The following is a 15,234-nucleotide window of genomic DNA, read 5'->3' on the forward strand; positions in this document are numbered from 1 at the left end:
GATTAATCGTAATTTACGCACACTTCTTCCTCTTTATCACTTATCCTGTTCGCTTAAAGACCTTCTCAGCCTCTAGCTCCCCATCATAATCATATTCAATATCTTGGATGTAAAGTTGATGGTTCTCCACACGATAGAGCATGTACTCTTCGTCCACCATCATGCCTTCAGGATCAACCACCTGGACCTGACGTACAATTTTATTCCCAGCACCATCGTCCGAGATCAAGGTCCCTTGACCATCTTTCATGGTCAAATGGTAGTTTTCATCTTCCGTTGAAGCTGCATAGGTTCCATCCAGATTTTCCGGAATTGCCAATACCGTCTCTTCTTCAACCGGTTGCTCTTGACTGGATCGTGCCGAGCAGGCTGTCAATCCTAGGGCAACCAATAACGTCAACCCTACGGTCAGCCATTTCTTGGACATTCTGCTACTCCTAATCTATTTTCTCCCATCTAGTATACACCATTTTTACCAAAATGTTAGCTAATTTACTCACTTATCCAACCTTTACGCACCTGACCGACAAAATGTAAAGAACCTGTAATAAAGATTGGCCGCCTTTCCTCTTCCCGGATAAAGGTCGCTATCCCTTTTTCAAGCCGCTCCAGTCCTAGGGAAGATCCATCCTCTAAGCCTCCATCAAAAGGAACAAGATAGTAGCTTGCATGTGGTAAGTGGTGCCGTAAATAAGCGACCATCTCCTGGTAATTTTTTCTTGGTAAAAAACCTAAAAGGAAGATCGGCGTGTCCCAGGCCTGGGCCTTTATAAACTCGACCAGGCGCTCCAAGGCTGGCACATTGTGGGCCCCATCAAGGTAAACTCCCGGTGCCAACAGTTCCAAACGGCCCGGCCACTGCACACGCTCCAGCGACCGTCGCATCTGAGCCAGGTCAAGGTCTTGTCCCCTGATCCGAGCCCAGCGAAGGGCAGCCATCAAGGCTAGGGCTGCATTCTCTCTCTGATAAGCCCCCGGCAGACTCAACTTGAGTTCTTCCAAGGTCAACCCATTCGTCCAGAAAGTCTGGTCCTGCCACACAAACTCCTGACCAAAGCGGAAAATAGGATTCCCAAAACGAGCCACTTCTTCTTCAAAAACTGGAAGCAAGTCTGCGGACAGCGGGCCCAAGAGCAACTCCTGCTCTGCATTCACAATCCCTGCTTTCTCACACGCAATCGCAGTCAAGCTAGACCCCAGGAGTTCCTGATGATCCAAGCCAATAGAAGTGATGAGAGCCAATTCACTTGCCACCACATTAGTCGCGTCATGGCGACCGCCAATCCCAACCTCTAAAAGTGCCACATCCACGGCCTCCTCCGCAAAATAGAGAAAGGCCACACAAGTCCACAGCTCAAAATAGGACAGAGGCCCCAACTGCATCTGAGCCTCCACCTCCTGCAGACGCAGGGCCAACTGAGACAAACGCTCCAACGGAAGTACGTGTCCATTCAAGCACACCCGTTCCCGCATATCTTCTAAGTGCGGAGAGGTAAAAGCGCCCACCTTATAACCCTGGTCCAGCAACAGTTGGCCTAAAATCGCCTGGGTTGACCCCTTGCCATTTGTCCCCGCAATCTGGATACTCGCAAACTGTCGCTCAGGATGGTCCAGAAGTTCTAAAGCTTCCAACAACCGCTCCTGACCCTTATGAAAATTCAGTCCAATCCGACTATCAAACCAAGACTCTAACGCCTCCAGATTCATGATTAGAACCCCCTTTTCTAAAACACTCCTGAAACAAATTAGCCGATCGGTTCATCAATATACAGACCCGCTGGCCGAAACTGGAATAGCTACTCCCTCCAGCATCCATCCGACCCTCGTTAGTCGAATACAGAAAAAGCCGAGGCAAGTACCTGCCCCGACCCCTACAAATCGTTTTTCTCTTCAGTTTAATTGCTTTACCTAGCTTCTTTCAAGCTGGCTGGTATACTCTTTTAGTTTATCTTTTATTACTGTGTTAGCTCGTCTTGCCGTACTTTAGTACTACCTGCGACTTCGCTGCCTTGTACTAAAAGCAAACTAAAAGACTATAAAAAGAGATTGGGGTGAGTCTCAATTTCATGTCAACCCCTGAAAATGTCCACAGGACCTGAGCCAAGTCTTCATTTCCGGTCGGCTGGTAAAAAGGTCCGCAGGACCTTTTTACTCCTCTGTCATGAAGCTGTTGAAGACTTCTTCAATCATGTCCCATTCGGCGTTGGAATCTTCAGGGATCGGTTGGAGGTCGCCTTCGGTGCCGTCTTCGTTTTCTGTGTAGGAATAGGCTTGAATTTCGATTTGGCCATCTTCGTCTTCTTCAGCGCTGACGGGCATCAAGAGAACATAGTTCTTACCAAATTCTTCTCGCCCATCGATGGTTAAGATGATTTCAAATAAGCTTTCATTCCCGGCCTCATCTACCAGAGTGATAACATCGCGTTCGTGTTCTTCGTGTGAATGTGACATGGTTTCCTCCTAAAAATGGCGGTCTAAATAATTTTGTAAAATCAATTGAGCCGCTAATTTATCAATCACTTTTTTGCGTTTAGAACGACTGATATCCGCTTGTTCAATCAGCATTCTCTCAGCGGCCACAGTGGTCAAGCGCTCGTCTTGGTAGGATACTGGCTTGCCAAACTCCTTGGTCAGTAATTCTCCATAGGCCTGACTAGCTTCAACCCGAGGACCGCTGGTATTGTTCATATTCTTAGGCAGACCAATTACGAATTGATCTACTGTGTATTCTTGGACAAGTTGAGAAAGGCGGTCCAAGCCAAATTCACCCTTCTCTTCATCAATGGGAATAATCTCCAAGCCTTGGGCAGTAAATCCCAAGGGATCGGAGATTGCGACTCCAACTGTTTTAGAGCCCACATCCAACCCCATAATTCTCATTAAAAATCGACTCCTTGTCCTTTCAAGTAATAGCGGACCAGTTCTTCAACAATCTCATCGCGTTCGTATTTACGGATTTGATTCCGAGCATCGTTGTAACGAGGCACATAAGCTGGATCCCCGCTCAAAACATACCCGACAATCTGGTTGATTGGGTTATAACCTTTTTCGCTTAGGGACGTGTAAACATGGGTCAAAGTCTCGCTGATTTCCTTTTTATTGGAATCATCAAGATTAAAACGAACTGTTTCATCTGTAAAACTCACTATTACACCTTCTTTCTCATATAGTATTTCCCCATTATACCACACTCCAGAGGGGAAAACAATTGGGGGTTACGGAGCATCAGTCACAACGGCACCGTTCGTCTGCCGAACTTCCAAGAATTTACTTGGAGTAACTTCGCTCATCTCTACAATACCACTGCCTTGGAAGTAGGCGATTGATCGGATGGCATCTAAATCCAAGTCTTGAAAGTTGTAAGTCGAAACATTTTTAAGCCGCTGATCCTCTAAGACCTCGACATTATTGGTAAAACCTCGAACGGCTGTCGCTGCCTTATAGTTCTCATCCTCTTCAAGGCCAGCTCGTAAACGGTTGTTGGTTTCCGCTACTCCTACTTCATCAACGGATTGTTTCAATTCATCGGTCAAAGGACTAATGAGCTCTATTTCAAACGTCAGATAGTTGTCTCCTTGATAAGTCAGAGTTTGAACAGTGGTCGTTCCATCTGCAGCTGTTGGAAACTCCAGGCGTTTTTTCTGCACAGCATTTTCATCGACCTTTTCCGTCAAAATTGGAAGAGTCGAAGTAATTTCAATCTCCTTTTGAGCTTCCTTGTTTTCTTTTCTAGCTTGACCACACCCTGCTAGCACAAGGAGGCTTAGCGTGGCTGTTATGAGTATTTTTTTCATGATTTGAGTCTCCTCTCAGCCTCTATTTTATCATACTGTCTTTCTACTGACAAAAAAGCTGGCGCAAATAAGGCCAGCTTTTTTGGAGTTAGAGAGCCGCACGTAAGCGAGCCTCTGCATTTTCAACATTGCGAACAGATCGTGGGAGAAAGGCTCGAATATCATCTTCTTTGTAACCTACTTGTAGACGTTTCTCATCTACCATAATCGGGCTCTTAAGGATTCGTGGGTTCTCAAGGATAATATCCACTACCTCACTAAGCGGTAGATCTTCTAAATCAACCCCTAGGCTCTTGGCATAGCGATTTTTAGAAGAAACAATGCTAGCAACGCCATTATCGGTCTTAGAGAGGATTGCCATTAGTTCTTCTCTTGTAATACCATCTTTTCCAATGTTTTTTTCTTTATAACTTAATTGATGCTGAGTTAACCAGGTTTTTGCTTTTTTACAGCTTGTGCAACTTGAAACTGTGTAAATTTTGATCATACAAAATCCTCCTTTCGCTACACTACTGTTAGTTTAGCGGATTTTGAAAAAAAGGCCATCGGTCCCCAGACCGACTTTTGCATTTATTCTTCGATTTCAATCTCTTCCAAATCCAAAGGAAGATCTTGAACCATGTCCGCAGCTTCTTCCAAAACCTTCTCATCGACTTGAGGCTGTTCCGAGCTATCTGCAGCCTCTCCTTCTGGAAGATCAGCTACTGGCAAGCCAAAATGTTGACGGACCTTGCGATCAATTTCTTCAAAAATAGCTGGATTTTCCTTAAGGAACTTCTTAGCATTCTCAGAACCTTGACCAATCTTATCGTCTCCGTAAGAATACCAAGCTCCCGATTTTTTAATGATTTCCAAATCACTAGCAATCTTGACCAGTTCCCCGGCCGCAGAAATCCCCTCACCGTAGATAATCTCAACGACCGCTTCTTTAAATGGCGGCGCAACCTTATTTTTGACAACCTTAATCTTGGTTTCTTTACCAATATTCTCATCCTTCTGGTCACCCGTTCCCTTAATTTGAGAATTGCCACGAACGTCTAAGCGGACAGAAGCATAGAATTTAAGGGCACGGCCACCCGGTGTGGTTTCAGGGTTTCCGAACATAACTCCAACTTTTTCCCGAAGCTGGTTGATAAAGATCGCAACGGTCTTGGTTTTATTGATGGAAGATCCTAATTTTCGCATCGCCTGGCTCATCATCCGGGCCTGCAAACCAACGTGACTGTCTCCGATGTCTCCATCGATTTCAGCTCGCGGAACCAAGGCTGCTACCGAGTCGATCACCACTAAGTCAATCGCTCCAGAATCAATCAGCTTTCCAGCAATTTCTAAACCTTGCTCCCCAGAGTCTGGTTGAGAGAGCAGAAGCTCATCAATATTCACTCCAAGAGCCTGGGCATAAGCTGGATCCAATGCATGCTCAGCATCAATAAAAGCAGCAATGCCCCCTTCCTTCTGCGCTTGGGCTACCGCATGCAGGGCAACCGTCGTCTTACCAGAACTTTCTGGTCCATAAATCTCGATAATCCGACCTTTAGGATAACCACCGGCACCCAGAGCAATGTCCAAAGCCAGGCTTCCTGAACTCATGACCTGAACCTTCTGATCCATCCGTTCACCTAGACGCATGATCGACCCTTTACCGAAATCCTTTTCGATGACTTTCATCGCATCTTCAAGGGCTTTTTTCCGTTCATCACCAAATTTTTTGGTAATTTCAGGTAATTTTTTTTGTTTTTTTGCCATTTTTTCTCCTTATTTCAAATACAAGACACTTCTTCCATTATAGCAAACTCTCTTACTTGATTAAAGTTTTCCGTATTAAATTAAAAGCCTCTAGAACAGCCATCTGGCGAATGGTGTTGCGGTCTCGACCTCCTAAATAAAGACGGTGGCTGCTGGTCCCTTGGGGACCAGCCAAACCTAGCCAGACCGTCCCCACTTCTTGTCCCTCCAACTGATCAGGGCCCGCAACCCCTGTCAGGCTAAGGGCTAGGTCCGCTCCCGTGCGGGCTCGGGCACCTGCAGCCATCTGTTCAGCAGTCCAGGCGGAGACGACACCAGCCGACTGCAATTTCTCTAGAGGAATCCCTAGCATCTGGTTTTTCTGCTCTAGACTGTAGGTCACAAAACCACCAGGAAAGACTGCAGAAGCCCCTGGTAATTGGGCTAATTCGGCCTGTAACAATCCAGCCGTTAAACTTTCCGCTGCTGTCAAGGTCAACTCCTTCTCCTTCAGCAAATCGAGGACTGTCTGAGCTAAACTCTGATGATCTCCATAAGCATAGAGATAATCTTGCAAATCCCCTTCTTGCAGAATGGCCGTTTCCAATTGGTCTAACAAAGACTCTCCTTCCTCTGGGCTGGCGGCTTGAGCGGTCAGTCGTAGAGTCACTTCGCCTACCTTAGCATAAGGAGCTAGAGTAGGGTTGGTTTGATTGGAAATTAGGTCAGCGAGGCGGGTCACCAACTGACTTTCACCAATCCCAAAGAAACGAAGCACGCGCGAATAGAGAGCTTGCTCTTGTTTCAAAAGTGGGGCCACCTGTTCTAAAAACATAGGCTTGAGTTCACTTGGTGGACCAGGAAGAAGGACATAGGTAACCCCCTGATTCTCAACAAGACTCCCCACGGCTAAGCCTGTTCGATTGGGGAGGGCACGCGCCCCTTCGATAGTATCTGCCTGACGGTCATTATTTGCTGTCCGGATTCGCTTAGGATTGCTGGCAAAAAAGGCATCGATCTTGGCCATGGCTTCTGGGTCTGGCACCAAGTCCCGACCTAAAAAAGTAGCCAAGGTTTGTTTGGTCAAATCATCTTCTGTCGGACCTAGACCCCCGGATAAAATCACCCAATCCGCTCGTTCTTTTGCCAGACTTAGCACCTCTGTCAGCCGTTCGACATTATCCCCAACAACCGTGTGGTAATAAACCCCAATCCCCAAACCTGCCAATTCTTGAGACAGGAATTGAGCATTGGTATTGGCAATTTGCCCCATCAAAAGCTCCGTCCCTACTGCAATGATCTCTGCCTTCATGGCCGTCTCCTTTATTTCACCAACATTTTCAAGGCTGATTTCATATAATTTTCAGCCGTATCCGAAGTTCCATCAAAGAACTTCCGAATTTTCTTCAATTCCGTAGCTTTGTAACCCAAAGCTTGCAAGGCTTCCATAGCTTCATCCAATGCCTGATTATCGGCTGCCACAGCAGTCTTAAGCGGCTGAACCTCACCCGCCTGTAGTTTGCCTTCCAAATCTAAAATCATTTGTTGGGCAGTTTTTTTCCCAATTTTAGGGAATTTGGTTAAATAGGTACTATTTTTCTCGCTAATGGCTTGAACCAAACCTTCATGATCATCCGCAGCAATAATGGCTAAGGCTGAAGTAGGCCCAATCCCAGACACTGAAATGAGGTGTAAAAAGAGCTCCTTCTCTGCCTCATCTCGGAAACCATAAAGGGTCTGGGCATCTTCCCGTACCGCTTGATAGAGGTAAACCGTCAATTCTTGGTTGACATGACCGCTGTAGGCGTAAGGGTTGGCCACATGGATTAAGTAGCCAATCCCCCCAACCTCCAAAACAAGAGCATTGGTGCGAATCTTGGTCAGCTGACCTTTCATATATTCAAACATGACTTTCTTACTTTCTATTCGTATTTACCAAATTCTCGAAGACTCTTATGATTCTCCTGGATGCGCCGGAACATCTTCTCCATATCTCTATTCGTAAAATGAACTAAAACTGGCCGCCCATGAGGACAATTATAAGGATTTTGACAGAGTCTTAATTGATAGAGAAGATGGCGGGCGGAATGTTCATCCAAGGCATGGTTGGCCTTAATTGATCGTTTACAGCTCATCATAATCGCTAATTCAGCTCGATACTTATGGATAGAGACTTCCTTGGTCATCAAGAGCATATCACACATCTCATAAACACCAGCTTCAATCTCCTCTTCCTTGAACCAAATCGGGTGCTCCCGCAAAATAAACTGATTGTTTCCGTAATCAGATAAATGAACACCAACTTCCGCGAGGACCGGTAGCTGCTCCTTAATACGAAAGGCATCTCCCGCTGAAAATTCAAAAATATAAGGTACCAGCAATTGTTGTTGATCACCAGAAACCTCTCCGATGGATTGGCGATATTCTTCGTATTTAACCCTTTCCTGGGCTGCGTGTTGGTCCACAATATAGAGACCTTCTTTCCCCTGGGCAAACAAATAAGTCCCATGCATTTGGCCAAAGTATTCTAGTTGGGGAAAGGTTGCTGTCTCCTCTCCTTCTAGTTTCCCATATGCCTTTTCTAGACTGGCTAAATCCAATTCAGGGTGGTCTAAATCACCATAATCAGCTTCCTGTCTTTGGGCAAAGTGAACAGAGTTAGATGCCGGAGGCGCTTCCTCCACTACTACTTCAGGGGTTGAACCTTGAGCCTCTTCTTGGGAAGGGACTTGGAAATAGATAGGATTTTCTTCCAAAACCAGGCTGGTTTGTACCGGTTTATTTACTTTCTGAACCGCTGATTTGGCTAAATTTTCCAAGGCATCGGGAATCAGATCCTGCTCTTTTAGGGCCTCTTGAATAGCCTGGCGAATCAAATCCATCACTTCTTTTTCTTTTGACAAACGCAATTCTTGCTTGGTCGGATGGACATTCACATCGGCAAGGAAGGGATCCAATTCAATATCCAAAACAACGAGAGGGAAACGGCCAACCATGAGCTTACTGCCGTAACCTTCAAGTATAGCCCGATTCAGCAGGAAGTTCTTGATATAACGGCCATTAACGAGCAGGGTGATGTAAGAACGGTTGGCACGGGTCAATTCCGGTAAACTCACATAACCATGAACGGAAATATCCAAGTCGTGAGCCTCCACTTCAACCATCTTTCGTGCAGTTGTCAAGCCATAAATAGCTGCTAAAACCTGACGCAAATCTCCTTGTCCACTTGTTTGAAGCAGCTGCTTATCTTCGTGAATGAGCGTAAATGATATGCTTGGATGGGCTAGACTTAGACGGTTGACCACATCCACAACATGAGAAAGCTCCGACTGGGGACTGCGCATATACTTAAGCCGAGCTGGAGTATTGTAAAACAGATCCGCCACTCGAACGGTCGTTCCTTGAGCACGGCTAATGGTCTCTTCTTCCAAAATCTCACCAGCCTGCGTCACCAACCGTTGCCCCTTATGAGCACCAGCCTCCTGGCTTTCCAGGGTCAAGCGACTGACGGAAGCGATAGAAGGCAGAGCCTCCCCACGGAAACCTAAAGTCCGAATCCGAAATAAATCAGCCTGACGTTTAATTTTACTGGTTGCATGACGTTTAAGGGCCAAAGATAATTCTCCGAAAGCAATTCCTCGACCATCATCACGAATCTCAATGAGTTTAAGTCCAGCCTCCTGTAAGCGGATTTCAATAGACTGGCTGCCAGCATCAATGGCATTTTCTAAGAGTTCCTTGACCACACTGCTGGGGCGCTCAACCACTTCTCCAGCAGCAATTTGGTTAGCCAGGACTTCTGGTAATTCAAGAATTTCTGTCACAATAAATCCTCTTTCTAGATAGCAAGAAAGAGGCGGGATTGTGGGATCCAGCCTCTTTAACCATAGGAAAAATTAGTGTGCTCGCGTAAAGGCATGCTTGGCTGCCTCCGCGCTTGTTCCAATAACCAGACTGTCGACAGTAGCGACTTGGTCATGAAAGGGCAGTTTTTGCCCTGCTGGAACAATGGTGAGGGCAGAGGAGGCCCCACCAATCTTATAGTGGTCAGATACCAGGGTACCCTCGTTCTCCTCTAGTCCATTAAAAATAGAGGCATCGAAGCGATCACTACTGCCATCCGGCTCGATACGAAGAGCCTCCCCCTTATCATTGACCCAAGTACCGACTAATGTGGAATAGTCCCCAGCTAAAATCCCCTGAGTATCAATTGTGGACTCTTGGATTTGAGTTGAGCTGGTTGTTTCGCTTGAAGAGGAAGCCTTCGAACTACTGGAGACCTCTTGTTTTACACTGGTAGAAGAACTCTCTTTCGACTCCGATGCAGACTTAGCACCACAAGCGGCTAAAATAATAGTGAAACTGGTAAACAGTAGAAACAATCGTGTTCGCATGTGGGACCTCCTGGTAGACTTTCTATTACTATTTTAACCCTTGCCCTGCTATTTGTAAAGGCAAAGTCCTGTTTTGAAAAAGGTTTGAAAACGTCGTTTTCAAACCTTTTGCTTTTTCAGTTATTTAGTTGGCTCCAAATGCCATACTTGCTCATTGTATTGAGCGATAGTACGGTCAGATGAGAAGAATCCTGCCATGGCAATGTTAACCAAGACTTTATCCAACCAGCTATCACGGTCTTCGTAAGCTGCCAAGGTTGCTTCCTTTACTTGGATGTATTCTTCCAAATCAAGAAGGGTCATGAACCAGTCTTTGTTCATCAACTCATTATGGAGGCGTTCCAAGCGTTCTGGATGTCCAGTTGCACGCATTTGATCGCTAACAATGAAGTCTACCAATGGGCGGATAGCTTCTTTTTCGTAGTAGTGGTAAGAATCGTAGCCGTGTGTTTCGTATAGATTGATAACAGTTTGGCTATCTTGTCCAAAGATGAAGATGTTGTCGTCGCCAACCAATTCATGGATTTCCACATTCGCACCGTCTGATGTTCCCAAGGTAAGGGCACCGTTCAACATGAATTTCATGTTACCAGTTCCGGATGCCTCTTTCGAAGCAAGGGAGATTTGTTCTGAGATATCAGTCGCAGGAATCAAATAACTTGCTTCTGTAACGTTGTAGTTCTCAACCATAACCACTTGCAAGTGTGGTGCCACTTCTGGATCATTTTTAATAATTTCAGAAAGGGTCATGATCATATGAATGATGTCTTGGGCAATCGTATAGGCAGGTGCTGCTTTTCCACCGAAGAGCATCGTTACTGGGCGAGCAGGAATATTTCCAGCCTTAATGTCCAAGTACTTGTACACGACATAAAGAGCATTCATTTGTTGACGTTTGTACTCATGAAGGCGTTTAATTTGGGTATCAAAGATGGCGTTGGTATTCAATTCAACCCCTTGTTTTTCCCTCAAGTGTTTTGCCAATTTCTCTTTGTTTTCACGTTTGATCACTTCCAAACGTTCTTTAACGGCAGCACGGTTTTCTACATCCAAAAGACCTTGCAAGAGCTCTGCATTATGGTGCCAGTCACGACCAATTTCTTGGTCAATCAATTTAGTCAATTCTGGGTTAACGTGCATCAACCAACGACGGAAAGTAATGCCGTTTGTTTTGTTGTTGAATTTTTCTGGGTACAACTTGTAGAAGTTATTCAACTCAGTATCTTTCAAGATATTTGTATGAAGAGCTGCTACCCCGTTAACAGAGTATCCGTAATGGATGTCCATATGAGCCATGTGCACACGATTATTTTCATCAATGATGGCTACAGATGCATCTTTGTAGTTCGCTTTTACATCTGCATCCAATTGTTTGATGATTGGAACAAGGTGTGGAACTACTTCTTCAAGGAACTCCAACGGCCATTTTTCCAAAGCTTCTGCAAGAATCGTGTGGTTTGTATAAGCAGTCATGCGTTTCACAATGGCTACAGCATCTGTGAAGCTAAGTCCACGTTCTTGCAAAAGGCGAATCATTTCTGGGATTACCAAGGATGGGTGAGTATCATTGATTTGAATCACAGCATAGTCTGGAAGATCATACAAGTTGCTTCCTTTTTCAACCGCTTCATCCAAAATCAACTGAGCTGCATTGCTAACCATGAAGTATTGTTGGAAAATACGGAGTAATTCACCTTGGCGGTTCGAATCATCTGGATACAAGAAGAGGGTCAAGTTTTTCAAGATATCCGTCTTATCAAACTGGATGCCATCATGAATGATAGCGCCGTCAACTGTATCTAAATCGAAGAGACGCAAACGGTTTTTCTTACCAGTTTTATATCCTGGCACATCGATATCGTACAGCGTTGAACGAAGACTGAAGTGAGCAAATGGCACATCATAGGTACGTTCTGAACGGATTAACCAGTTTTGCTCTTCCAACCAGTGGTTTGGAATCGTTGTTTGCTCATTGTTTTTCAAGACTTGTTGGAAAAGACCGTAATGGTAGTTCAAACCAACACCGTCTCCGTTCAAGTTAAGAGTAGCAATTGAATCTAGGAAGCAGGCTGCCAAACGTCCTAATCCTCCGTTACCCAAAGATGGCTCCAATTCAACATCTTCCACCTCTGCCAAACTCTTACCTACAACAGCTAAGTCTTCCTTCACTGACTCATACAAGCCAAGGTTGATCAAGTTATTGGACAAGAGTTTTCCGATAAGGAATTCTGCAGAGATGTAATAGAGTTTTTTCTTTGCATCGTTGTAGGGCAACTCAGCACTGTATTCTTTGGTATAGTTCAACAAGGCTACATAAATCTCTTCATTTGAACAATCCGCCAAGTTTTTCTGCTGAACTTGACTCATATAGTCTCTAAAATTAAGCATGATGATTTCTATCTCCTAAAAAATATAATTTCTATTTATGAATGTAAAATATTTTCTTCACTTTCCCGGTCAAAGAAATGGGCCCGGTTCATATCAAAGGCCAAGGTCATTTCTTGCCCCATGTGCACATCTTGTCGACTGTGAACAATAGCCTTGAGAGTAGTCTCACCCAGATGTGTGTGGACAATGTACTCCGCTCCCAAAAGCTCCGCAAAATCAACCTCTGCCTTGTATTGGGATTGAGGATAAGTTTCCAACACCAGTGGGTCATTGGAAATATTTTCCGGACGAATTCCCAAAGTTACTTCTTTTCCGTCATACCCTTTGGTCTTCAACTGTGCATACTGCCCTTGCGCCAATTTGAAATCAGTCCCATCCTCGGAAATAAAATGGTCTCCCTGAATCCGCCCCTGGATGAAGTTCATGGTCGGAGCTCCAACGAAACCAGCCACGAACAAGTTGCGTGGATTTTCATAAATTTCTTTTGGAGTTCCGATTTGTTGAACCTCACCAATGTTCATCACGACAATCCGATCTGCCATGGTCATGGCTTCGGTTTGGTCGTGCGTTACGTAGATGGTTGTCGCACCTAAGCGTTGCGTGATGCGGATAATTTCTGCCCGCATGTCTCCGCGCAATTTGGCATCCAAGTTAGACAAGGGCTCATCCATCAAGAAGACTTTGGGAGCGCGGACGATAGCCCGTCCCAAAGCAACCCGTTGCCGTTGCCCACCAGACAAAGCTTTAGGTAAACGGTCTAGCAGATGACTGAGTCCTAAAATTTCCGCAGCCTCTTCCACCTTTTTCTTGATTTCCTCTTTTGATTCTTTGCGCAAATTCAAAGCAAAGGCCATATTTTCAAAAACGGTCATGTGTGGATAAAGGGCATAGGATTGGAAAACCATAGCGATATCACGATCTTTAGGTTCCACATCGTTTACCAGTTCTTGATCGATGTAAAATTCACCTTGGGTAATATCTTCTAGACCTGCAATCATCCGCAAGGTCGTTGATTTTCCACACCCAGATGGACCAACTAGAGCGATAAACTCTTTGTCAGCCACCTCCAGGTTAAAATCCTTCACGGCTTCATATCCATTATCATAACGTTTGTAAATGTTTTTAAGGGATAAAGTTGCCATAGGAATTGTCCCTACCTTTCTTACTTAGACAGGTTCTCGTTAGAACGACGATAAGTCACAGTGAGGTAGGTCAACAAATCTTCTACCTCTTGGTTTAGTTGTTCTTCTGTCATCCGCCATACCCAGTTTCCACCAAGTGTGGATGGGGTATTCATTCGGGCATCGCTACCTAAGCCAAGAAGATCTTGCATAGTCGCAATCGCCATAAAGCTGACAGATGCATAGACGGTCCGCAACATCGCTGCCGGTACAGACTCATCAGGTCGTTTATTGGTGTAGAGTTCCATAAAACGACGAGTGGCTTCGTCCGCCTCATTTTCATACCAGCCAAGAACTGTCTCATTGTCATGGGTACCTGTATACATAACAGAGTTATTCTTAGCATGGTGCGGCATATCTTGGCTATCACCGTCTGGATCAAAGGCAAATTCCAAAATCTTCATTCCTGGGAAGCCAGTTTTCTCGCGGAAGTCATAGACTTCTTGGGTCATATAGCCAAGATCTTCGGCGATGATATTTAAATCACCCAATTCTTCCTTGACTGTCTTGAAGAGGTCATAGTCTGGACCCTTGACCCAACGACCACCGATAGCATTTTCTGCACCAGCAGGCACTTCCCAGTAGGACTCAAATCCACGGAAATGGTCAATCCGGACAACGTCATAGACCTTAAAGCTTTCTTCCAAACGTTTGATCCACCATGCATAGTTATCAGCTTTCATAGCTTCCCAATCATAGATTGGATTACCCCAGAGCTGACCTTCAGCCGTAAAGGCATCAGGTGGAACTCCGGCAACCCATGATGGACGGCCTTCTTCATCTGTTTTGAAGTAATGAGGTTGAGACCACATTTCAGAAGAGTCAGCTGCCACATAAATTGGCATATCTCCAACAATCTCAACGTGATTCTCATTGGCATAGCCTTTAAGAGCTAACCATTGTTTAAAGAAGAAGTATTGAGTGACACGGTGGTAATTCAAAGCAGGAGCAAGTTTTTCCCGATACTCTGCAATTGCACGTGGTTCGCGACTTTTAGCAGCTTCATCTGGCCAATCCAACCATGATTTTTGCTGGAAGTGTTCTTTAATAGCCATGTATTCCGCAAACGTATCCAACCAACTAGCGGAGTCCACTAAGAAATGTTGATACTCTGGGTTATAACCCCGGGCCATAAAGTTCGCCACTGCCTTCTCTAGCAATGGACGACGGTTATAGAATAATTTCTCGTAATCCACTGTAGAAGGATCATCACCGAAGTCCACTCCCTCCAAGTCGGCTTCCATCAGCAAACCTTCCTTGATGAGGATATCAAAATCAATAAAATGAGTATTTCCAGCGAATGCTGAAAATGATTGGTAAGGAGAATCTCCGTAACTAGTTGTTCCTAATGGAAGAATCTGCCAGTAGCGCTGTTTTGTACGGACCAAGAAGTCCACAAAGTCATAAGCTGCTTGGCCAAAGGATCCAATCCCGTACTTCCCTGGAAGGGAAGAAATGTGCATCAAGACACCACTTTGACGTTGCTTCATAAGTATACCTCGCCTGTTTTTTTCAATCACGTTACGCAAGCACTTTGCGAAAACGTTTGCATCGCCATTATATCCCTTTTGACTCACAAAAGCAAGATGAATTTGGATAATTTTTCCACTTTCATTTTTTCTTGAAAATTTCTTGAAAAAATCACTTGGGTTTTGCTCGGAAATCCCTTTATATAAAGAAGATTTCCCTTGTTTTATTTTATCATAAAAATTTTTTCTACACCGCTTGCAACCGCTTGCAATTTTTGATATA

Annotated in this window: 15 protein-coding genes; all 15 read right to left on the minus strand. The window is 44.9% G+C overall.

The window, feature by feature from the left end; translation table 11 throughout:
• Window positions 1-40 precede the first annotated feature (40 nt).
• The gene (locus JEQ21_RS01275; protein ID WP_196090984.1) at window positions 41-427 is read right to left on the minus strand and encodes a hypothetical protein; all 387 of its coding nucleotides are present in this window, start codon (window positions 425-427) and stop codon (window positions 41-43) included.
• Between the two features lie 65 nt (window positions 428-492).
• Complete coding sequence (locus tag JEQ21_RS01280; RefSeq protein WP_199363637.1) at window positions 493-1,707, minus strand: bifunctional folylpolyglutamate synthase/dihydrofolate synthase; 1,215 nt, start codon at window positions 1,705-1,707, stop codon at window positions 493-495.
• 441 nt (window positions 1,708-2,148) lie between these two features.
• Complete coding sequence (locus JEQ21_RS01285) at window positions 2,149-2,451, minus strand: DUF1292 domain-containing protein (protein ID WP_196090982.1); 303 nt, start codon at window positions 2,449-2,451, stop codon at window positions 2,149-2,151.
• 9 nt (window positions 2,452-2,460) lie between these two features.
• Complete coding sequence (gene ruvX, locus JEQ21_RS01290; RefSeq protein ID WP_196090981.1) at window positions 2,461-2,880, minus strand: Holliday junction resolvase RuvX; 420 nt, start codon at window positions 2,878-2,880, stop codon at window positions 2,461-2,463.
• Complete coding sequence (locus tag JEQ21_RS01295; protein WP_196090980.1) at window positions 2,880-3,146, minus strand: IreB family regulatory phosphoprotein; 267 nt, start codon at window positions 3,144-3,146, stop codon at window positions 2,880-2,882. The genes ruvX and JEQ21_RS01295 overlap by 1 nt, the downstream gene beginning before the upstream one ends.
• Window positions 3,147-3,215: 69 nt before the next feature.
• Window positions 3,216-3,794, minus strand: a complete 579-nt coding sequence (locus JEQ21_RS01300) for an SP0191 family lipoprotein (protein ID WP_196090979.1) — start codon at window positions 3,792-3,794, stop codon at window positions 3,216-3,218.
• Between the two features lie 88 nt (window positions 3,795-3,882).
• A complete protein-coding gene (spx, locus tag JEQ21_RS01305; RefSeq protein WP_199363638.1) occupies window positions 3,883-4,281 on the minus strand; it encodes a transcriptional regulator Spx in 399 nt (132 codons plus the stop codon).
• 83 nt (window positions 4,282-4,364) lie between these two features.
• On the minus strand, window positions 4,365-5,540 hold the full coding sequence (gene recA, locus JEQ21_RS01310) for a recombinase RecA (protein WP_196966876.1): 1,176 nt from the start codon (window positions 5,538-5,540) through the stop codon (window positions 4,365-4,367).
• A 52-nt stretch (window positions 5,541-5,592) separates the two neighbouring features.
• Complete coding sequence (locus JEQ21_RS01315; protein WP_199363639.1) at window positions 5,593-6,831, minus strand: competence/damage-inducible protein A; 1,239 nt, start codon at window positions 6,829-6,831, stop codon at window positions 5,593-5,595.
• Window positions 6,832-6,842: 11 nt separating this feature from the next.
• On the minus strand, window positions 6,843-7,427 hold the full coding sequence (gene ruvA / locus JEQ21_RS01320; protein ID WP_199363640.1) for a Holliday junction branch migration protein RuvA: 585 nt from the start codon (window positions 7,425-7,427) through the stop codon (window positions 6,843-6,845).
• Between the two features lie 14 nt (window positions 7,428-7,441).
• On the minus strand, window positions 7,442-9,343 hold the full coding sequence (mutL, locus tag JEQ21_RS01325; RefSeq protein ID WP_199363641.1) for a DNA mismatch repair endonuclease MutL: 1,902 nt from the start codon (window positions 9,341-9,343) through the stop codon (window positions 7,442-7,444).
• A gap of 72 nt (window positions 9,344-9,415) precedes the next feature.
• Window positions 9,416-9,913 carry a DUF6287 domain-containing protein gene (locus tag JEQ21_RS01330; protein WP_199363642.1) on the minus strand — a complete coding sequence of 166 codons (498 nt, stop codon included), beginning with the start codon at window positions 9,911-9,913 and terminating at the stop codon, window positions 9,416-9,418.
• 120 nt (window positions 9,914-10,033) lie between these two features.
• A complete protein-coding gene (locus JEQ21_RS01335) occupies window positions 10,034-12,301 on the minus strand; it encodes a glycogen/starch/alpha-glucan phosphorylase (protein ID WP_196966871.1) in 2,268 nt (755 codons plus the stop codon).
• A 35-nt stretch (window positions 12,302-12,336) separates the two neighbouring features.
• Window positions 12,337-13,443, minus strand: a complete 1,107-nt coding sequence (locus tag JEQ21_RS01340; RefSeq protein WP_196966870.1) for an ABC transporter ATP-binding protein — start codon at window positions 13,441-13,443, stop codon at window positions 12,337-12,339.
• A gap of 20 nt (window positions 13,444-13,463) precedes the next feature.
• Window positions 13,464-14,972 carry a 4-alpha-glucanotransferase gene (gene malQ / locus JEQ21_RS01345; protein WP_199363643.1) on the minus strand — a complete coding sequence of 503 codons (1,509 nt, stop codon included), beginning with the start codon at window positions 14,970-14,972 and terminating at the stop codon, window positions 13,464-13,466.
• Between the last annotated feature and the right edge of the window lie 262 nt (window positions 14,973-15,234).

The organism is Streptococcus sp. 121, from assembly GCF_016458205.1.
Taxonomy (GTDB): domain Bacteria; phylum Bacillota; class Bacilli; order Lactobacillales; family Streptococcaceae; genus Streptococcus.